This is a genomic window from Nibrella saemangeumensis, from assembly GCF_039541915.1.
GTDB classification, from domain to species: domain Bacteria; phylum Bacteroidota; class Bacteroidia; order Cytophagales; family Spirosomataceae; genus Nibrella; species Nibrella saemangeumensis.
Genome location: NZ_BAABHD010000012.1, coordinates 202,737 through 223,356 on the forward strand (window position 1 = coordinate 202,737; position 20,620 = coordinate 223,356).

A 20,620-nucleotide genomic window follows, 5' to 3' on the forward strand; every position below is an offset into this window, starting at 1 on the left:
AAGGTGGAAATTAAAGCCACTGCCGCTTATTTATCGACAGTCTGGGGCTGAGGTTCCGGCTGGTTCGCGGGCTTTCGCTCCTCCGCCCGCTTCCGTAATTCGGCCAGTCCTTTTTTGCCGTAGGCGAGCCGGGTAATGCCCACGTAAAGCACCGGCACTACGAAAATGGCCAGCGAGGTAGCGGCCAGCATACCCCCGAAAACGGTGCGGCCAATGGTCATCCGGGCTACGGCTCCGGCCCCACCGGCCAGGGCCAGCGGAATCACGCCGAGGATAAATGCCAGCGAGGTCATCAGGATCGGGCGTAGCCGCAGCCGGACGGCTTCAATAGTCGCTTCCAGCAAATCCTCTCCACTGTCCACGCGCTCTTTGGCGTATTCTACAATCAGAATGGCGTTTTTGGCGGCCAGTCCAATGAGGGTAATGAGTCCGATCTGTGCGTATACGTTGTTGCTCAGGTACGGAAACAGCAGCAGGGTCAGAATGGCACCCAGGGCACCCGTAGGCACCGACAGCAGCACCGAAAACGGAATGGACCAGCTCTCGTACAGAGCCGCCAGGAACAGAAAGACGAAGCCGATGCTCAGCGCAAAAATGTACGTCGAACTGTTGCCCGCGTTGATTTCTTCCCGGCTCAATCCCGAAAAATCGTACGAGTAGCCGGCCGGCAGGGCTTTTACGGCTACCTCGCGCAGGGCCTCAATGGCCTGCCCGCTACTATATCCTTCTTTGGCACCGCCGTTGAGTTCAACCGAGCGGAACAGGTTAAAATGCGAGATCAACGGTGCGTTTTCAATGACACGGGTGGTAATTACGGTACTCAGGGGGAGCATTTGCCCGGACTGGTTGCGGACGTAAAACTGCCCTACATTCTGCACATCGCTCCGGTAATTCGTGTCGGCCTGCGCCACCACGCGGAATTTGCGGCCGTAGATGATGAAGTCATTCACGTACTGACTGCCCAGGTAGGTTTGCAGCGTTCGGTAGGCATTGCTGACGGAGATACCCAGCTTTTTAGCCTTTTCCCGGTCTACCTCGACGCGGTACGCCGGACTTTTGGCGGTGAAATACGAAAAGATCCGGCCGATTTCGGGTCGCTTCATGGCCTCGGCCTGGAAATTCTGCACTACGGCATCAAACGCCCGCACATCGTCGTTGGTCTGACGCTGCTGGATCTGGATCGTAAAGCCCGAGCTTTGCCCCAGACCAGGAATAGCCGGTGGCTGAACAACCTGTACCCTGGCGTCATACAGGCCCGCAAACGCCCGCTGCAGTTTGCCAACCAGAGAGTCGGCCACCATACCGGGATCTTTCCGTTCGCTCCAGGGTGTGAGCTGAATGAAGATAGTGCCGCTGTTTGATTTAGAGGCAAACGTTATGACGTTCAGACCGCCCAGGGCGGAGAAGTGACTGACATACGGCTGCTGTTTCAGAATCGTCATCATCCGGTTCAGCACCTCCAGACTGCGGGAGGTAGAAGCGGCTTCCGGAATCTCGTAGGTAACAAAGATCCGGCCTTCGTCCTCCGTCGGGATAAAACCCGTTGGCTTGGCCTGGAACAAAAAAACCGTTCCGACGTAGAGAACCACCAGCCCGATTACCACGTGCGGAGTCCGCCGGATGAGCCGCTTAACACTGTTAGAATACGAATCGGTCACCCGCCCGAACCAGTTATTGAACCGGTAAAAGAACCCGTTCAGACCCATCGACTTTTCGCTAAAGTGCATCGGCTTCAGCAGCAGCATACAAAGTGCCGGTGTCAAGGACAAGGCCACCAGCGTCGACAGCAAAACCGATACGGCGATGGTGATGGCAAACTGCTGGTACAGCCGCCCGACAATGCCGGGGATAAATCCGACCGGCACAAACACGGCCGCCAGAATGAGCGATGTCGCTACCACCGGTGCCGCAATCTGCTGCATGGCGTTCAGGGTGGCTTCTTTGTTGGACATACCGTCGTCGATGTTCTTCTGCACCGCTTCTACCACCACAATGGCGTCATCCACCACAATACCAATGGCCAGCACGAAGCCAAACAGGGTCAGGGTGTTGATGGTAAAACCGAGTGGGGTGAACACCGCAAACGTACCGATGATGGAAACGGGTATGGCTAACAGCGTTATCAGGGTTGCCCGCCAGCTTTGCAGAAACAGAAAGACCACCAGAATCACCAGCGCGATGGCCTCCAGCAGGGTTTTGACTACCTCGCTGATCGACACCTGAATCACCGATACCGATTCAAACGGAACTACATACGCCACATCGTTCGGAAACGTTTTTTTCAACTCCTCCATGGCGGCATACACGCCTTTGGCCGTTGCCAGCGCATTGCTGCCCGGCAACTGGTAGAGCAGCAGATAGGCCGCCCGGTTGCCGTCGACAAACGAGTTGCTGGTGTAGGAGAACTTACCTAACTGCACCCGCGCTACGTCTTTCAGGTAGACCAGTGAACCACGGGACGGATCGCTCCGGACAATGATGTTGCGAAACTCTTCTTCCGAACTGAGCCGGCTGTTGGTAAAAACCGTGTATTCGAACGCCTGCGACTGGGGCTGCGGAGGTCCACCGATGGAACCGCCCGCTATCTGCAGGTTTTGTTCCTGCAGAGCGGCCGTAACTTCGTCGGCGGTGAGGCCGAGTTGGGCCAGCCGGTCAGGTTTGAGCCAGATGCGCATACTGAAATCATCGGCCCGGCTGAAAATATCACCCACCCCCTGAACCCGCAGCAGGGCATCGCGGATGTAGATGTTGGCGTAGTTGTCCAGGAACGATACATTGTGGGTGCCCTTGGGTGAATAGATGGCCACCAGCATAAACAGCGAGGGGTTCCGCTTCCGCACCGTAACGCCCAGTCGGTTCACCTCCTCCGGCAACTGCGGCTGCGCAATGCCCACGCGGTTCTGCACGTCGAGGGCGGCAATGTTCACATCCGTCCCCACGTCGAAGGTCACGTTCATGCTCATGCGGCCGTCGTTGGTGGCGTTAGTCTGCACATAGCTCATGCCGGGGGTACCATTTACCTGCGTTTCAATGGGCGTCGCCACGGTCTGCTCCACCGTCTGCGCATCGGCCCCGATGTACGAAGCCGTAACCTGCACCACCGGCGGGGTAATGTTGGGGTACTGGCTGACCGGCAATCCCAGCATAGACAGCAGGCCCAGCGCCACAATCACGATGGACAGTACAATAGCCGATACCGGGCGTTCGATGAATAGTTTAGTGAACATATCTATTTATTGAGTGAATGAGTGATTGAATGATTGAGTGATGGCATACCGGTAAATCACTCAATCACTCATTCATTCAAACACTCATTTTTAATTTACCTTCACCACCGCTCCCTCCCGAATCTTCTGCGTGCCTTCGGTGACGACCAGGTCGCCTTCGGTCAGGCCGTCTTTGACGATGACCTTATCGCTGATGCGGGTACCCAGGGTAACTTTTTTCTGCGTCACCTTGCTGCTGTCGCCCACTACATACACAAAATATTCGCTCATCTGCTCGGTCACGGCCTTGTACGGAATCAGCAGTTGCTGACTGCCGGTATTGTTCTTTACCCGCACGTTGCCGTTCAGGCCTGCCTTTAACTGACCTTCCGGATTGGGGAAGTTCAGCCGCACGCGGAGCGTACCCGTCTGCGGATCAACGGCCCGGTCGATGGTCTGGATGGTACCGGGGTAAGAGTACAGGTTACCATTCGGCAATTCCAGCGTAAAGAGGGAATCACGCGGAGCGGCCGGCCGGCGCTGCAACTGGGTAAAGCGGGATATCTGGGATTCATCAACGGAAATATCCACGGCAATCGGGTCGTCCGACGAAATGGTGTTCAGCAAGGTCTGACCGGGTGTTACGGCCGCGCCAAGCCGGACCTGCGAGATCCCGATGGTGCCGTCGAAGGGCGCGTAAATGGTGGTGTAGCGCAGGGTCGTCTGCACCTGCCGGACGTTTGCCTGGGCGGCCGCTACCTGCTGCTCCGCCGACGCCAGCGTGGCTTGGGCGTTGTCGACCAGCTGCCGCGCAACGGCATCCTGCTGCGCCAGGGTATTATACCGCTCGGCATCTTTTTGCGCCCGTACCAGATTAGCTTTCGTTGCGTTCAGGTTGGCAATGGCCTGGTCGTAAGACGCCTGGTACTGCTGCTGGTCGATGGAGTACAGCTTCTGCCCCCGGCGCACCCGGCTCCCCTCCTGAAAGTGCATACCTGTGATGTAGCCGGCTACCTGCGGCCGCAACTCAACCTCTTTCACGGCTGTAACGTTGGCCGGAAACTGATCGAAGTAAACCGCATTTTCCCGGCTCGCTTTCACCGCCGTAACGGGCGTGGGGGGCGGAGGTCCCTGCTGTTGCTGCCCGGCTTTTTTATCGCCACAGCCCGTCAGCAACAGGATGATCCCCCATAACCCCAGTGCTTTAATACACATATTCATCAGCCAATTTCTTTTCACTCAACAATTAACCAGAATAACTAGAACCGTATAGTCCCCAGCGCCCGCTGCACTTCAAGCTTACTCGCCAGCACCTGATACAAGGCGTTGTAAACCGATAATCGTGCGGTGCGCAAATCCGCTTCCGCAATCACCACATCAAGATACGCTTTGATGCCAGCCCGATACTGCAAACTTAAAATGCGGTACACATCCTGGGCCAGCAGCAGGTTTTCGCGCAGGGCGTTGTAATTAGCCAGATTGCCCTTGTAATCGGCCAGCGCCTGGGCGTACTCGGCATCAACGGCGCTGGTCAGGGCCGCCAGATCCCACTGCAACCGTCGGACCTGCAACTCGGCCCGCCGGATTTCCTGCACCCGGCGCCCACCCTGAAAAATCGGTACGCCCAGGGTCACCCCAATCAATGAATTCGGAAAGCTCCGTGAATACAGTTGTGAAAAATCATTGTTCTGGTACAGGAAATTGTAATTGGCAATAGCCGCCACCGTAGGCAGGTACGCCTGTTTGTTATAGAGCACGTTGGCATCCAGCAACTGCCCCTGCGTTTGCAGCAACTGGTACTCGATCCGGTTCTGCGGATTCACCACCTGGCTGGTATCCAGCAGGACCTCGTTTGCCAGTTGCAGGGTATCGTATTCCACCGCCAGACCGGCCGTGGGTGGGTAGCCCATAAACTGCTTCAGGGTCTGGTATTTGCTGCCCACCTGCTCCCGGTATTGCTTAAGCTGCGCCCTGGCGTTGTTCAGGGCGATGGTTGCCCGCTGCACATCCGTTTTGTCGACCAGCCCGCTCTCGTACTGGTTGCGGGTGTCCTGCTGACTGCGCAGCAGCCGGGCAATATCCTGGTCCAGAATCGTAACCTGCCACTGGGTCGTAATCAGGTCGTAAAAAGCGCGGCTGACGTTGACCACCACATCAATTTTGTTGCTGGCGGTGGTCTGCGTAGCCTGCGCCCGATATACCTCCGCCGTGCGGTTGGCTAACAGCAGATCGCGGCTAAAAATGTTCTGGTTGAGGGTGAACTGAAACGCCGACGTGTTTCTGGCCCCCAGGGCTACCGGCCGCCGTTCGCCGGTGGCCTGGTCGGGAATGAGCGTAACGGGCAGTTTCAGAAAATGCTGGAGGTTGTAGCCGAAACCGATCTGCGGATACCAGGCGGCCAGGGCACTGCGTACCGTCCGCTCCGTAATCTCCTGGTCGATCAGCGCCCGGCGCACGTTCGGCTGGTTTTGCAGGGCGTACTGGATACATTCGGTGAGATCGGCCGGCTCGTTCAGGGGCGGGGCGGGCGTTTGTGCGTAGGTTAACGTGGTCAGTATCCGCAGGAGCGCCAAGATAAAAACGCAGTGTCTCATAATGGGGTTTGGTCACCGTACAGATCCTGACAGAGTAACCAACGGTGTGTCTTCTGCAAACTACGAAACTTAGCCACTTTGTTCAAAAAGAATGATGTTAATACACATAAAGACTTATCCTGCGTCATTTGTCATTGCCACCCAATCCCCGTAATTTCGCGGTACTACAACCTGTGACGTTACTCATGACGGAAGCCCCTAAAGAATCCGGAGAACGAGCGCCGGAAGAACGCTCGCTGAATTTTATTGAACAACTAGTTGAAGAAGACATTGCCGGCGGCAAAAACGGCGGCCGCGTCCATACGCGCTTTCCGCCCGAACCGAACGGCTACCTGCATATCGGTCACGCCAAATCCATCTGCCTCAACTTCGGGCTGGCGGATAAGTACGGCGGACAGACCAACCTCCGCTTTGATGATACCAACCCCGTTACGGAAGATGTGGAGTATGTTGACTCCATCAAAGCCGACGTGCGCTGGCTGGGCTTCGAGTGGGAAAATGAATTTTATGCTTCCGATTATTTCGATCAGCTCTACGAATTTGCCGAGAAGCTGATTCAGGCGGGGCTGGCGTATGTCGACGACTCCACCGCCGAACAGATTGCCGCCCAAAAGGGAACCCCTACCGAACCCGGCAAAAACAGCCCATTCCGCGACCGCTCCGTGGAGGAGAATCTGGACCTGTTCCGGCGGATGAAAGCGGGTGAGTTCCCGGACGGTGCCAAGGTGTTGCGGGCTAAAGTGGATATGGCCTCGCCCAATATGCACCTGCGCGACCCGCTGATGTACCGCATCAAACACGCGCATCACCACCGCACCGGCGACAAATGGTGCATTTACCCGATGTATGACTTTGCCCACGGGCAGTCCGACGCCATCGAGCACATTACCCACTCGCTCTGTACGCTGGAGTTTGTGGTTCACCGGCCGCTGTACGACTGGTTTATCGAGAAACTGGCGATCTTCCCCTCGCAGCAAATCGAGTTTGCCCGACTGAACCTGACCTATACGGTGATGAGTAAGCGGAAACTGCTGCAACTGGTCAACGAAGGCCACGTTACCGGCTGGGATGATCCGCGCATGCCGACGATCTCCGGGCTGCGTCGCCGGGGCTATACGCCTTCAGCCATCCGGGAGTTCTGCGACCGCATCGGTATTGCCCGGCGGGAGAACCTCATCGATGTAGGGCTGTTGGAGTTCTGTATCCGCGAGGAACTGAACAAAACCGCTCCCCGCGTCATGGCCGTGCTGGACGAGAAGCCGCTGAAGGTAGTCCTCACCAACTACCCGGAAGACAAAAACGAGATCCTGAAGATTGAGAACAACCCTGAAGATCCGGCTGCCGGCGAGCGTGAGGTGCCGTTCAGCCGCGAGGTCTGGATCGAGCGGGAAGATTTTATGGAGAACCCGCCGAAGAAATTCTTCCGGCTGTTCCCCGGTGGTATGGTGCGTCTGAAAGGAGCCTATATCATCAAATGCGACGAAGTGGTAAAGGATGATGCCGGCGAGGTAACCGAACTCCGCTGCACCTATATTCCTGAAAGCCGCTCCGGCTCCGATACCTCGGGCATTAATGTAAAAGGGACCATCCACTGGGTATCGGTACCCCACGCCGTAGAAGCCGAAGTCCGGCTGTACGACCGGCTGCTGACCGTTGAGGACCCATCAGCCGAAGATGGGGACTTCAAAGAATTCATTAATCCAAACTCCCTGCAGGTGGTGCGCGGACTGGTGGAGCCTTCGCTGAAGAACATCAAAACCGATGCGCAGGAAGGCCGGATTCAGTTCATGCGCAAGGGCTACTTCTGCCTCGATGCAGATTCAACCGCCGACAAGCTCGTCTTTAACCGGACGGTAACGCTAAAGGATAGCTGGGCTAAGGAGCAGAAGAAGTCGTAATTCTGAACTAACCGGTCCCATCGAATTGTGAGAGACTGGATTATAAGAGTACCTCCGGTTGGGGTGTTGGAGAGTTTTATCATATATCGTTATAAAAAGGGGTCGGCATGGGTCGGCCCCTTTTGTTTTGGGATACGTATAGGGTACGCTGTTCAAAACAGGGTGGGCCATTCATTTGCCCCAGAGAATTCTCGGAAAATTACCATTTATCACGACCTCTCCTTTTATACTCACCTTCAGCTACATACGGCATGAAGCTTACCATATGTCTGGTATAGCCTGGCTTTTGTCAACTTTGGCATCGTTCCCGGTAACGATTGCGTAAATAAACTTCCCTGCTTGCTAGGTATTCTCCGGCTATTAAGAGAACCTTTTCAGGTAGTTAGCGCTGAACAGGTCATCGGACTGAACAGACAATCTCGAAAAAGTATAATTTTTTGTCAGGGTTTTTCAACAATACCCTAGCCAAAGCAACCAGATGTTCTCCACCCTTTAACCCATTGCAAATCATTTATGCAGATGCTAAAACTTTTACAGACAACCTCCGCGTTCTGTCTGCTGGCCCTGTCGGGGTATGCGCAGGGCAGCGATACAGCCCCGGTTCTGCTGGCCCGAAACACAGCCGCCACCGCTGATCCCCTTGCCTCGAAGCCCCGTACGCTGAACAACCTGGGCGTGTTTGCCATCACGGGTAAAGTAATCGACGACACCAACCAGCCTATACCAGGGGTCAGTATTGTATTGAAAGGCACCACCACCGGTACCAGTTCGGCGGCCGACGGTTCCTACAAACTGACGATACCTGACGGAAACGGTACCCTCGTCTACTCGTTTGTAGGCTATAAAAGCCAGGAAGTTGCGGTGAGCAACCGCTCTGTCATTGACATCAGGCTGGAGACCGATACCAAAGCGCTGCAGGAAGTGGTAGTAGTCGGCTACGGCACCATGAAAAAGAGCGACGTTACCGGCGCTATCACGTCAGTAAAAACGAAAGAGCTGCTCGCTATCCCGAGTACCAACGCCCTGCGTTCCCTCCAGGGTAAAGTAGCGGGTCTGGACATTACCCAAAACTCGGGCCAGCCGGGTTCCAGCGTCAGCATCGTGCTGCGCGGTAACCGATCGCTGCGGGCCGATAACCAGCCGCTGGTGCTGGTAGATGGTATCCAGTACGGCTCGTTTGTCGATATTAACCCGACAGATATTGAGTCGGTCGAAGTGCTGAAAGATATTGCCTCGACAGCCATCTACGGAACGCGGGGTGCCAACGGGGTCATTATCATTACCACCAAAAAAGGCTCGACAGGCGGCCGGTCGACCCTCTCATTCAACGCCTACGTATCCAGCTACCAGAAAGGCAAATACCCCCGGATGATGAACGGCGACGAGTATGCCCAACTGAAGCGGGAAGCCTATCGCACTACCAACGGGGACGTGTACAGGGCCGACAAAGACATTTTCCAGGTAACCGAACTAGACTACTTACAGAACCGGCAGTTTGAAGACTGGCAACGCTACGTGTTCCACAACGGGCTGCTGCAGAACTACGAAGTTAACCTGACGGGCGGCAATGAGAAGACGGCCTTCTCCGTATCCGGCGGGTATCAGCGCGACAGAGGGCTGTTGCTGGACGATGTGTTCCGGCGGGTGAACGGCAAGGTAAGCGTCGACCACAAAATCTCCAGCCGCTTCAAGGTGGGCGTCAACGCGATCTATACCTTCAAGAACCAGGACAAGCGGGACAACCCGCTGAACATGGCCAATAAAATCCTGCCCATTGCCAAAGCTTTTGATGACAACGGCAAACTAAACATCTACCCGGCTCCGGGCTACAGTGCGCAGTTTAATCCGCTGGCCGACGAGCAGCCGGGCGTGTTTGTCAACAATATTGTTGATAAGCGCCTGTTCTCGTCTGCCTACCTTGACGTTAACCTTTACGAAGGTCTGCTCTTCAAATCAACCATCGGTCTAGACATCCGGGATTACCGCAACGGGTATTACCGGGGGCACAATACCCTGGCTAACGTCGGCAGAAACTCAACGTCGGGCGTTAACCTCAACAACACCTTTAACTATACCTGGGAGAACACGCTGAACTACAACAAGACGGTTGGCAATCACAGTCTGCAGGGGTTACTGGGTACCAGTACGCTCGGCACCAATTACGAAGAGTTTACCACGGCCGGCAACAACCAGGCGTCTCCCATCACCGGCTTCTATGACCTGAACTCCAACACAGCCTCGAAGGCCATTGCCAGCCGGTTACGGCAGACGCGCATAGCCTCGTTCTTCGGGCGGGTCAATTATAAATTCATGGATCGCTATAGCCTGCAGGCATCCCTGCGGACGGATGGCTCCTCGGTACTGGCACAGGGCCACAAATGGGGGTACTTCCCGTCGGTATCGGCCGCCTGGCGCGTTGTAGAAGAGCCGTTCATGCAGAACTCGAACCTGTTCAGCGACCTGAAAGTGCGGGCGAGCTGGGGTAAATCCGGCAACAGTGCTATTGATCCATACGCTACCCTGGGCGGACTGTCCCTCTCGGCCTATGCGTTTGGCACCACGGCGGCTTACGGCTACTGGCCCAGCGTCATTCCGAACCCGAACCTGACCTGGGAAACCACCGCAACGTACAACGCGGGTATCGACTTCGGCCTGCTGAACAACCGGATTGCCGGTAGCCTGGATATGTACCTGTCGCGCACCACCGATCTGCTGCTGCCCAGCCTGCTGCCACCGGCAACCGGCTACACGGAAGTAATGGAAAACATCGGCCAGACGCAGAACAAAGGCGTTGAGCTGACGCTGACCACGCAGAACATCGCCAGCCCGGCCCTGAAATGGTCGACCGACTGGACCGTCTCCCTGAACCGTGAAAAGATCGTCGCCCTGAACAACGGCGTAACCCGCAACGAGGCCAACAGCTGGTTTGTGGGCTCCCCTACCCGCGTGTTCTACGATTACAAAAAGATTGGTATCTGGCAACTAGGCGAAGAAGAAGCCGCCAAAGCCATGGGCGGCTACAAGCCGGGCGACGTTAAGGTAGCCGACCTGAACGGCAACGGCAAAATTGATCCGGGCGACCGTACGACCTTCTCCCGTGTGCCGAAGTTCACGTTCGGGGTCAACAACTCCTTTGAGTTTCAGAACTTCGACCTGAGTGTCTTTGTGTACGGGCGGATGGGGCAGTTTCTCAACTACGAATACAACACGGCCTACAAGCCCAGTGCCCTGGAAAATGCGTCGAACGTGGACTACTGGACACCCGAAAACCCGACTAATGCCTTCCCCCGTCCGAACAGCTCGTATTCGACCAACAACTACCTGTTCCAGTCGACGCTTGGCTACGTAGACGGCTCGTTCCTGAAGATCCGGGATATATCGCTGGGTTATAACCTGCCGAAAGCATTATCCAGCAAAATCGGGGTTGGCAAGTTGCGGGTTTACGGCACGGCACAAAACCAGTTTGTGTTCAGCAACCTTAAGGATTACGATCCCGAGCGTGGTGGTGATCTGAGTTTCCCCTTGTATAAGCAACTGATCTTCGGTGTCAACGCTAGCTTCTAATCGAAACAGGCAGTGATTCCCCTCCCTATAAAACAAGACATTCGATGAAGACCAACCTAATTACCTTAGTCATGCTGGTGTTTGCCCTGGGGCTGACATCCTGCGAGGATTTTCTCTCCGAAACCAACAAGAGCGGCCTGACGGAAGATCCGTTCTACAAAACCGAACTGGGTATCACCAGTGCCGTCAATGCCAGTTATTCGGGAACACGGCTGTGGTACGGCAAAGAACACCCGTTTGGCTTTACCGAATCAGGGACTGACCTGTATCTGCGCGGTGGCGACAACAAGGCCAACCAGATCTCCGATTATTCGGTGGATCTGAACGGAGCACAGACCAACCTGAAAGATTACTGGGTTCACCTGTACAAAGCGCTGAACGTCACCAACACGGCTATTTCGCTGTTGCCCAGCCCGCTGCTGAGCGAAAGTCTGAATAAGCAGTACGATGGCGAAACCAGATTTTTACGGGCCCTGTACCTGTCGCTGATCGCCGAGACCTGGGGTGGGGTGGTGCTGTACACCAAGCCGACCATTGGCGTGGTGACTACCGCCCAGCGTTCGTCGGTCGACGATTTTTACAAGGTCATTTTTGCGGACCTCGACGCAGCCATTGCCAGCCTGCCGGCCAGAAAATCAACCGACGGGCGCATTACGCAGGATGTGGCGAAGGCGCTTAAGGCCCGGCTGGCCCTGACCCGCGCCAGTCAGACCAACAATACCGCCCTTTACGCCGAAGCGGCTACGCTGGCCAGGGACGTCATCAACAGTGGCCGGTATGCACTCTTCAGCGATTTTGCTTCGCTATGGGACATGAAGAACAGCGAAGGCGGTTCAAACTCGGAAGTAGTTTATTACGTCAACTACACCAGCGACGATACCATGAACGGCGACTATGATGCCACCGCAGGCAAAGGCAACAACGGCCACCTGTACTTTATTATGGTGTACGACAAGCAGCCGGGCATGGAACGTTCTGTGGCTTATGGCCGGCCGTTTCAGCGGTTTATGCCGACGCTCCGGCTGCTGGACCTGTATAACCAAAACGCCGACCAGCGGTATGCTGGCAGTTTCCAGACCGTGTGGAAAGCCAATATCCCCAACCTGAAAGCAGGTAGTGTTACCGGCTATCCGCAGATGAGCCTGGGCGACACCTCGATCTACTTCCTGAAAAACAATGCCACCGCCAGTCAGATCGCACGGGCCAGCGGCCGGTACAAGATCTTCGACCGGAAGGCCATGTACAAAGAAGATGGTACACCGCTGGTTCGTTCGCAGTATATTCAGTTGAAGAAGTTCATGGACCCGACGCGCCTGACGGCCAATCAGGAGTGGAGTCCCCGGGATGCGTTTGTGATCCGTCTTTCCGAGCTGTACCTGATTGCCGCCGAAGCCCTGATGAAAACCAACCCGGCCGAAGCCGTTCAGTATGTTAATACGTTACGCACGAAGCGGGCCATTGCGGGCAAGGAAGAAGCCATGAAGATAACAGCCGCCGATCTATCCATCGATTTTATTCTGGACGAACGCGCCCGCGAACTGGCCGGCGAGCAGATCCGCTGGTATGATCTGAAGCGGACGGGCAAGCTGGTTGAGTACGTGCAGAAATACAACCCGGATGCCAAAGCCAATATCAAAGAATTCCACCTGGTGCGCCCGATTCCGCAGCTCCAGTTGGATGCGGTCACCAACAAGGATGAGTTCAAACAAAACCCCGGCTACAACTAAGCCGGTCAATCAATTTTAATTAAATCTTCCTCTCCAAAAACCGGCACGCATCCTGTGTGCCGGTTTCTTTTTGTATCATCCGCTGGTATAGAAGAACTCAACCAGGTAGCCAATCAGGAGTAATTTCTCCGAAACCGGCAAACGCAACGCTATACTTTAAACGTTGGCATTGTATCTTGTCGGTCCAACGGTGATCCAGCCCTTTGGCATCATTCTGTTCCAGCGTTTTCAGTGCCATGTCTACTGCTTTATTCGCCCTCGATGATAAACCGCTTGATGTGCTGATTGTGGGGGCCGGCTTATCCGGTATCGGTACCGCTTACTGGCTGCAAAAAAAGTGCCCCACTAAACTATACGCCATTCTGGAAGCCCGTGATACACTTGGGGGTACCTGGGATTTTTTTCGATACCCCGGCATTCGGTCCGATTCCGATATGCATACGCTGGGCTACGCGTTCAAACCCTGGAGAAACCCCAGGGCCATTGCCGATGGCCCCTCCATCCGGCAATACATCGAGGAAACGGCTCACGAAAACGGCATTACTCAGCACATCCATTTTGGTTATAAGGTGGTCAGCGCTGCCTGGTCGAGTCAGGAGGCCTGCTGGCAGGTAGAAGCGGAGCATCGGTCCACAGGTACGCGCCATACCGTACGTACCCGGTTCCTGTACATGTGCAGTGGGTACTACAGCTACGAGGAGGCTTACCGGCCTGCGTTCGCCGGGGAGCAGGAATTCCAGGGGCAGGTTGTGTTACCGCAGTTCTGGCCCAAAGACCTGGATTACTCGGGTAAGCGGATCGTGGTGGTCGGTAGTGGAGCCACGGCGGTGACCCTGGTACCCGCCATGGCGGAGTCGGCCGCGCACGTGACCATGCTGCAGCGCTCGCCTACGTACATCATTACCCTGCCGGGACAGGATGTGATTGCCCAGGGACTCCGGCGGTTTCTGCCCGAGCGCGTGGCGTATGGCATTACCCGCTGGAAGAACCTGACCCTTAGTATGCTCATGTACCGGTTAGCCCGGAGCCTCCCCCGACAAACCCGGAAGCGAATTATGAAACTGGCGGCCGACCAGCTTGGTCCCGGCCATGACGTGCATACCCACTTCAACCCCCGTTACAAGCCCTGGGATCAACGACTTTGTATTGTGCCGGACGGCGACTTGTTTGAGGCTATTCGCGCAGGGCGGGCATCGGTGGTTACCGACGAAATAGACCACTTTACAGCCAATGGGCTGCGGCTCAGGTCGGGGCAGGAGCTTCCGACCGATATTGTGGTCCTGGCAACGGGCCTGAAGATTAAGCTATTGGGTGGTATACAGGTGACGGTCGACGGTCAGCCTCTCCAGCCCAATCAGTTGATGGCTTATAAGGGAATGATGCTCAGCGATGTGCCTAATCTGGCCATTGCCTTTGGTTACACAAATGCCTCATGGACGCTGAAGACGGACCTGACCGCAGGCTACATATGCCGGCTGCTCAACTACATGGACCGCCACGGCCACGCCATTGCCGTACCCCGCCGGGAAGCCGACGTGCAACCGGAGCCGTTTCTGAACATAAACTCCGGCTACGTACAGCGCGCTCAGGATATACTTCCCCGGCAGGGCTCACGGCGGCCGTGGCGGGTACACCAGAACTATTTACAGGATATGCTTACCATCCGCTTTGGTCGTATCAACGACGGCGTATTGCATTTCGGTCAAAAAGGCGTCATGCCATGAGCCGAACAAATGGGGTGCCGAAGGACCGGGGCTGGCAGCAGGCTAAAGCCTACGCGGCCTGCTGCATCCCTTTCAGTTCCAGGATCAGGGTCCACTGCTCAGAGTCGAACCACTGGCGGATGGTCATATCGATCATGCCTTTATCAACGGCGTAGTACAGGGCTTCCATGACCTGCTGGTGCTTTTCGTCGGAGTGGCCGATCCGTAGAAAGTAATCCGCCAGAAAGCGCTGCTTATTAGTCTTCACCAGCGAATAGATCTGGCCAGTATCGGGGTCGCGGAGTTGGACCGGGTAGGCATTCCAGAACTCCAGCCCGGCTTTCTCCCGGTCGGTTTCGAAAAGGTCTTTCCCTACTTCATCGGTCACCACAAAGAAATCGACGTAATAATACCCGTCTTTGTTCAGATCGATGATAAAACCGCGGTCAATCAGGTCCTGAATCTCCTCCGCCGAAAACCCATTGCCTTCCTGTCCGTATTTATACAAAGCGGCATACTGCCGGCCATGGGTCAGAAACAGGAAAACATACTGCGACGGCGTAATCCGGTAACGGATCAGCGCATCCAGGTTTATTTCTATATTCTTCATCACTATTCAGTTAAAGTTACGGTACAACTCTTTTACAGCAAGTTAAAACGCAAAGCGGCAAATACAAATTATATCGCTGCTATTGTTTGTTTTTTAAAACAAAAAACCGGCAGAATACAAATACCCGGTAGTTACTTTGGCTTTCCTGGTATAAAACAATTTATGGATGAGTATAATTCACATTCCTGCTGGAACTTTAAATACCCCTCCAGCCGGCCACCCTAAAGGTGTCTACCAGCCGATCTTCGTAGCCGGCCGACACGGTTCAGCCGGTAAATCTGTCGGTTCGTCAGGCCGTTTTACCACCTGGAACGCCTGCCTGTTTTGTTTTACCGGGTTCTGCGACAACTTTGTAGCGTTACTTTTCCACACCACACACAGAAAGAAAATGAAAACGTTATCCCGGCAACTGCTGTATGTGAGCCTGCTGGCAGCCAGCATCGTCTCGTGTAAGCACAACAATGATCCCGAACCGCAGAAGATCAGTAAGATCGTGTTCTGGACAAGCAACGACGCCGTCAAGAACATTAAGGTTGATTGCTACGTAGACGGCAGAAAAATCGGTACGCTCTCAAGAATAACCGATGACGCTCCTGGCTGCAGCGATACCAAATCACCCGTGGCTACGGTAGAGCCAGGCAGCCACTATTGCGAGTTCCGGGCCGCCAACGGTCAGACCATTGAAGTTGACCTCGATACGGAAGCCAATCAGTGCTATGATGTAGAATTATTCTAATCCCACCATTCAACTCTCCACGAAGGCGACCGGGAATCCGGCCGCCTTCTTTTTTTACCGGCTGGGCTATCAACAAAAAATGCCGGCCATTGCCGGCACTGATGGAGAGAGTTTTTACTTTTTAGCAACAAACGTGAGGGTAATCCTCTCCTTTGTCCGCTGATCATAATCGCTCATATCAAAAATAATGTTGCTGCCGTCGGCATCGGCGATGTGGTCGCCTTCGAGATATATGCCGTACACTTTACCGACGGCTTTCACATCTAGCGCATCCAGCGTAAAGTCGATGTCCTCGTAGCCTTCCCGTTTCAGGGAGAAGAGCAAATCGACTTGTTTGGTTTTGTACTGCTTAAGCACAACCGTGCCGGATGCCACCGTTTTACCGCCCTGCACCATTGGGAGCGTCGGCAGGCTCAGCTCCACGCTCTTGTTGGCAAACCGGAAGGAACTTATTTTGTAGGAACCGATTACGTTGGTCGCGGCCGGTTTCTCCGGCGCTGGTTCAGGCTGCGGATCAATTGGGGTGGTTTCTTTACACGCGCCCAGCGACAGGGCGACAAACAGGAGTACAACTAATTTTTTCATGGTGTGAATCGTGTTTTTGTTTCGGAAGCAAAGGTACCCCGCCGTTGCTCCGCCAACAATCACCAAACGCCCCACTCGTCGGGATGCCTGTCTCAGTCGTAGAAAACCGATACCCGTATGTATTGAGTACCCGGTAAGCCGGCGCGACTGACGTTTTCCTTCAACAGAAAAGCGGTAGCCCCTTTTGGAGACTACCGCTTTTGGTCAGGGGCTTCAGCCTGGTTTAGAAATTATCCGTCCGGCGATTGGTATCGTCCCGGTACGTATCATCCCTTTTGGTAATATCATCCGACCGGAAGGTGTCATCAGACGTACCCGTATTGTAGGTATCTCCCGACCGGTACGAATCCGTTGTCCGGTTGGCATCATCCGTCCACCGGGTATCTTTCCCTGGAATCTGATCCACATCCACTTCAGTCTTCCGAACCGTATCCCGCACGGTTTCCTGGCGTTCTTCAACATCCTTGGTCAGCCGGACTTCTTCAACCACCCGTGCTTCTTTGTTCACAACCGGAACTTCAGCCCGCTCGGTTAATTCGATCTGCTCTTCTTTGAACGTGTTCAGATCGGATTCAGACGTCGGCCGGTCAACCGGATTGCGCTCTACATGAACATGTTCGGTACGCAGACGCAGGTTTTCCTCTACCGGGCGCTCTACGATCCGACTCCGGATGCGGGCGCCACCCGTCTCTACTTCGCGCTTACCGACGTTCATCTGCTCTTCAATAATTGGAATCGAGCGGTCGGTATGATCCGAATCCCGGTTGGTCCGGTCAAAATCCCGGTTGGTCACGTCGGTATCGGCAAAGGCATTGGTTGTCATACCGCTACCGGCGGTGTAGCCGCTGCCGGTCGTCATATCACTACCGCTGGTTGAACCGCTCCAATATTGGCCAGCCCGTTCATCAACGTTTACGGCTCCGCAGTCGTCCAGAATGTCAGCGACGCGTTCGGCTTCATCCATCGAACTAACGTGAACGGCTACCACGCAACCGCGACGACCTACTTCATTGTACTTCTTGTAATCATCATTATCGTCGCTACCGCCGAACAGCGAGCGGAAAAAGTCGCCGATCCCGCTACCTACATCTTTGGTATCGTCAGCCACTTCTTCACCCCAGGTACCGCTTGTATTTTTGTGCCGATCCCGGAAATGATCGCCGGTATGGTCAATCGTATCTTTGGTATCGTCTGCTACTTCTTCACCCCAGGTTCCCGAGGTGTTACGGTGACGGTCCGGAATCCCACTGGTCGAATCGGAGTAATCGGAGGTACCCGAATAATTAGTTCCGCCGGAATAGCTGCTGTCGCTTTGCGCAGACATATCAATGTCACTCCGGTTATAGCCTTTGTCAACTAGTTTTTCTACTGCGTGCTGTGCATCGCTGGCATTGTCAAAAATGCCGACTACGGTCTGTGCCATGGTTTACTTGTGTCTTTTAGTTGAGTAATAGATTGCTTGTTTGTGAATCATACCCTATGCCTGGTCGGTTGTGTTATGGGGAATGCGGTCAACCGTCACCTCTTCTTTCCGAAGAGTAACCCGTTGCGTTTCTGTGGTTTCTACCTGGCGCTTCGTTACGTGCAGTTCTTCCACCAGCACCAGCCGTTTTTCAACAACCAGTACTTCTTTCAGAACCGGAATAATCATGGTCTCACCTTCGTAGCGAACCGCCGGGGGCGTATCAACGTACTGGTTAACGGCAACTCGCTCCACATTCATTTCCTCACTGACAAGGGGTATGTCCACCGTTTGTTCTTCTTCCCGCACCCGCTTCGAAATAACGACCCGACCCGTTTCCACAACATCTTTACCAATGTGAATCTGCTCTTCAATGACGGGTATGATCCTGGATTGGTCCGTTCCCTCACTTCCGGAGGTATTGAGGTTATGGGGGTGGTCGGCGGTCATACGTTACAGGTTTTGAGGTGAAGACTGAACACGCCCAATCGATCAATAACTATACCGTTGCTGATACTCTGAGAGTTACCTAAATTAACACATCAAACCTGTTTCCGATTTCCTACAGAACAACTAGGATATTATTCCACAGCCGCTACACCGGCAAAAACCATACCTTTTGCTGCTTCGACTGTATTAATAAACTATAATTTTTTCTCACAAAAGTTTAACATAGCTGCATATCGGTATCGCTGCGCTTCTCTTTCTGATTAGATTCTATTCTGCTATGTCTTTGCCTCGTATATCTCGTTCCTTAAACCTGATCTTTTATGCTCGTCCGGTCCGCCTTACTGGCTTCTGCCTTACTCCTGTCAACCATAGTAGCGGCCCAAACCAATCCTGCACGACCTGACCTGCGCCAGGGTGCTTTTTTTACCGAAGCCGAAGGGGCTAAAGCCCTGCAGGAGTACGGACAGATGCACCACGATAAAGCCAGTTGGGAGAAACGGGCTGCGCTGATCCGGCAGGGTATTCTCGACGGCATGGGTTTACAAAAGATGCCGGCCTTTGCACCGCTGAAGCCGATGCGGCACAGCCTGCGAACGATGAACGGCTATACGGTCGAGAATGTAGCGTTTGAAAGCGTACCCGGCTTTTTTGTGACAGGGAATCTGTACCGGCCCGTGGGCATGAAGGGAAAAACGGCGGCTATCCTCTGCCCGCACGGCCATACGCCTAAACAGGATGCACGCTTTGTGGAACAGACCCAGCAACGCTGCGCTACCATGGCCCGCATGGGCGCGGTGGTATTCGTGTACGATATGATTGGCTACGGCGACTCCAAACAGTGTGACCACAAAATGCCGGAAGCCCTGAAGCTGCAAACGCTCAACAGTATACGGGCGCTGGACTTTCTGACCAGCCTGCCTGAGGTTGACGCCAACCGCGTGGCCGTATCGGGTGAGTCGGGTGGCGGCACCCAAACGTTTTTGCTGGCGGCTTTGGACCAGCGGGTAAAAGTGGTGGTACCGGTAGTCATGGTGTCGGCGCACTTCTTCGGCGGCTGCGTCTGCGAAAGCGGTATGCCCATTCACGTGCGGCCTACGCACCAGACCAACAACACCGAGATTGCCGCGCTGGCCGCTCCCCGCCCGCTGCTGCTGGTCTCTGACGGGAAAGATTGGACCAAGAACACCCCCGACGTAGAATTTCCCTACATCCGGAACATCTACCGGTATTACAAAGCCGAAGACCGGGTCGAAAATGTACACCTGCCGACCGAAGGCCACGACTACGGCCCCAGCAAGCGCGAAGCCGCTTACCGCTTCCTGGCCAAACATCTGAAGCTGGACCTCAACCGGGTGCTGAAAGACAACAAAATCGACGAAAGCCCCAATACACTACTCTCCCCCACGGAACTGAGTGTCTTCAATGCCGAACACCCCCGTCCGGCCAGCGCAGTGACGGGCGACGATGCAGTGTTATCATTGCTTAAATAGTCAGATACTGTTGGTGTAGCTTCGGCTCCTCACGCCGGGATGGTGGCAGGGAATACCAACACAATACACAATCTGAATCTACCCTTTTAGAGAATTACAAGGCACGACCTCCGCTCTTTTATCACCAAGCGCGAAGCCAAAAATCCCAGCAAAATCTACGAGTAAAAAGCTTGAATATCTTTTATCGTTATTCAATAACTCTCATTTTCTTGTACCAGCGTTCATTTCGTTCATCCTCCCATAGATATAATAAGAAATTTTGGGTAGCGAAATCGTTATAGGTAACCTCAAAGCCATCAAAATTACATTTGATTATTAGAAAATTGTAGTGATCTTGCTCGATCCAAATAATACTCTCGTAACTAATAGTAAGCATTTGGTTCTACGTTAATGTATAACCTGTAAAAATAGTGTGTTTAGATAAAAAATTTATTTCCTTCGCTTGAACAACACCCGTATACTCCCTGCCAAATAGGTAGATGCGATTGGGCTTAGAACCTGTTTAAATTTTACGGCTAATGCGATAAATGTTCGCCAGATACACAAAGGATTCGGCCGATGAACAGTCACATTCATAATCTTTGCTGAGTCGGCG

Annotated in this window: 13 protein-coding genes; 6 read left to right on the forward strand and 7 right to left on the reverse strand. The window is 54.2% G+C overall.

Annotation, left to right across the window (positions count from 1 at the left end; translation table 11 throughout):
- Positions 1 to 26 precede the first annotated feature (26 nt).
- From ABD949_RS06200 to ABD949_RS06210, 3 genes are all read right to left on the reverse strand, one after another.
- Positions 27 to 3,227 (reverse strand): efflux RND transporter permease subunit, encoded by a 3,201-nt coding sequence (locus ABD949_RS06200; RefSeq protein ID WP_345241646.1) that lies wholly within the window; start codon positions 3,225 to 3,227, stop codon positions 27 to 29.
- Positions 3,228 to 3,317: 90 nt separating this feature from the next.
- The gene (locus tag ABD949_RS06205) at positions 3,318 to 4,427 is read right to left on the reverse strand and encodes an efflux RND transporter periplasmic adaptor subunit (RefSeq protein ID WP_345241648.1); all 1,110 of its coding nucleotides are present in this window, start codon (positions 4,425 to 4,427) and stop codon (positions 3,318 to 3,320) included.
- A 38-nt stretch (positions 4,428 to 4,465) separates the two neighbouring features.
- The gene (locus tag ABD949_RS06210) at positions 4,466 to 5,800 is read right to left on the reverse strand and encodes a TolC family protein (protein ID WP_345241650.1); all 1,335 of its coding nucleotides are present in this window, start codon (positions 5,798 to 5,800) and stop codon (positions 4,466 to 4,468) included.
- 185 nt (positions 5,801 to 5,985) lie between these two features.
- Here ABD949_RS06210 and ABD949_RS06215 point away from each other — a divergent pair, with 185 nt between their 5' ends.
- The 4 genes from ABD949_RS06215 (at position 5,986) to ABD949_RS06230 (ending at position 14,713) form a co-directional block, all read left to right on the forward strand.
- Positions 5,986 to 7,698 carry a glutamine--tRNA ligase/YqeY domain fusion protein gene (locus ABD949_RS06215; protein WP_345241672.1) on the forward strand — a complete coding sequence of 571 codons (1,713 nt, stop codon included), beginning with the start codon at positions 5,986 to 5,988 and terminating at the stop codon, positions 7,696 to 7,698.
- Between the two features lie 519 nt (positions 7,699 to 8,217).
- A complete protein-coding gene (locus tag ABD949_RS06220; RefSeq protein WP_345241652.1) occupies positions 8,218 to 11,262 on the forward strand; it encodes a SusC/RagA family TonB-linked outer membrane protein in 3,045 nt (1,014 codons plus the stop codon).
- Positions 11,263 to 11,306: 44 nt separating this feature from the next.
- Positions 11,307 to 12,989, forward strand: a complete 1,683-nt coding sequence (locus tag ABD949_RS06225) for a RagB/SusD family nutrient uptake outer membrane protein (RefSeq protein WP_345241654.1) — start codon at positions 11,307 to 11,309, stop codon at positions 12,987 to 12,989.
- A gap of 236 nt (positions 12,990 to 13,225) precedes the next feature.
- Entirely contained in the window at positions 13,226 to 14,713 is a 1,488-nt protein-coding gene (locus tag ABD949_RS06230; protein ID WP_345241656.1) for a flavin-containing monooxygenase, read from the forward strand.
- Positions 14,714 to 14,762: 49 nt separating this feature from the next.
- On the opposite strand, the gene ABD949_RS06235 is transcribed toward ABD949_RS06230, so the two are convergent.
- Positions 14,763 to 15,302, reverse strand: coding sequence for a hypothetical protein (locus ABD949_RS06235; RefSeq protein ID WP_345241658.1), 540 nt, complete (start codon positions 15,300 to 15,302; stop codon positions 14,763 to 14,765).
- A 388-nt stretch (positions 15,303 to 15,690) separates the two neighbouring features.
- On the opposite strand from ABD949_RS06235, the gene ABD949_RS06240 reads away from it, so the two are divergent.
- Positions 15,691 to 16,038, forward strand: coding sequence for a hypothetical protein (locus ABD949_RS06240; RefSeq protein ID WP_345241660.1), 348 nt, complete (start codon positions 15,691 to 15,693; stop codon positions 16,036 to 16,038).
- A 114-nt stretch (positions 16,039 to 16,152) separates the two neighbouring features.
- Here ABD949_RS06240 and ABD949_RS06245 read toward each other — a convergent pair whose 3' ends face one another.
- From ABD949_RS06245 to ABD949_RS06255, 3 genes are all read right to left on the reverse strand, one after another.
- Complete coding sequence (locus ABD949_RS06245; RefSeq protein WP_345241662.1) at positions 16,153 to 16,623, reverse strand: hypothetical protein; 471 nt, start codon at positions 16,621 to 16,623, stop codon at positions 16,153 to 16,155.
- Positions 16,624 to 16,846: 223 nt separating this feature from the next.
- On the reverse strand, positions 16,847 to 18,046 hold the full coding sequence (locus ABD949_RS06250) for a DUF2382 domain-containing protein (RefSeq protein ID WP_345241664.1): 1,200 nt from the start codon (positions 18,044 to 18,046) through the stop codon (positions 16,847 to 16,849).
- A 54-nt stretch (positions 18,047 to 18,100) separates the two neighbouring features.
- Positions 18,101 to 18,535 carry a YsnF/AvaK domain-containing protein gene (locus ABD949_RS06255; RefSeq protein WP_345241666.1) on the reverse strand — a complete coding sequence of 145 codons (435 nt, stop codon included), beginning with the start codon at positions 18,533 to 18,535 and terminating at the stop codon, positions 18,101 to 18,103.
- A gap of 320 nt (positions 18,536 to 18,855) precedes the next feature.
- Between ABD949_RS06255 and ABD949_RS06260 the strand changes: the two genes are divergently transcribed.
- Positions 18,856 to 20,025: an alpha/beta hydrolase family protein gene (locus tag ABD949_RS06260; RefSeq protein WP_345241668.1), complete on the forward strand. Its 1,170-nt coding sequence runs from the start codon at positions 18,856 to 18,858 to the stop codon at positions 20,023 to 20,025.
- The last annotated feature ends 595 nt before the right edge of the window (positions 20,026 to 20,620 follow it).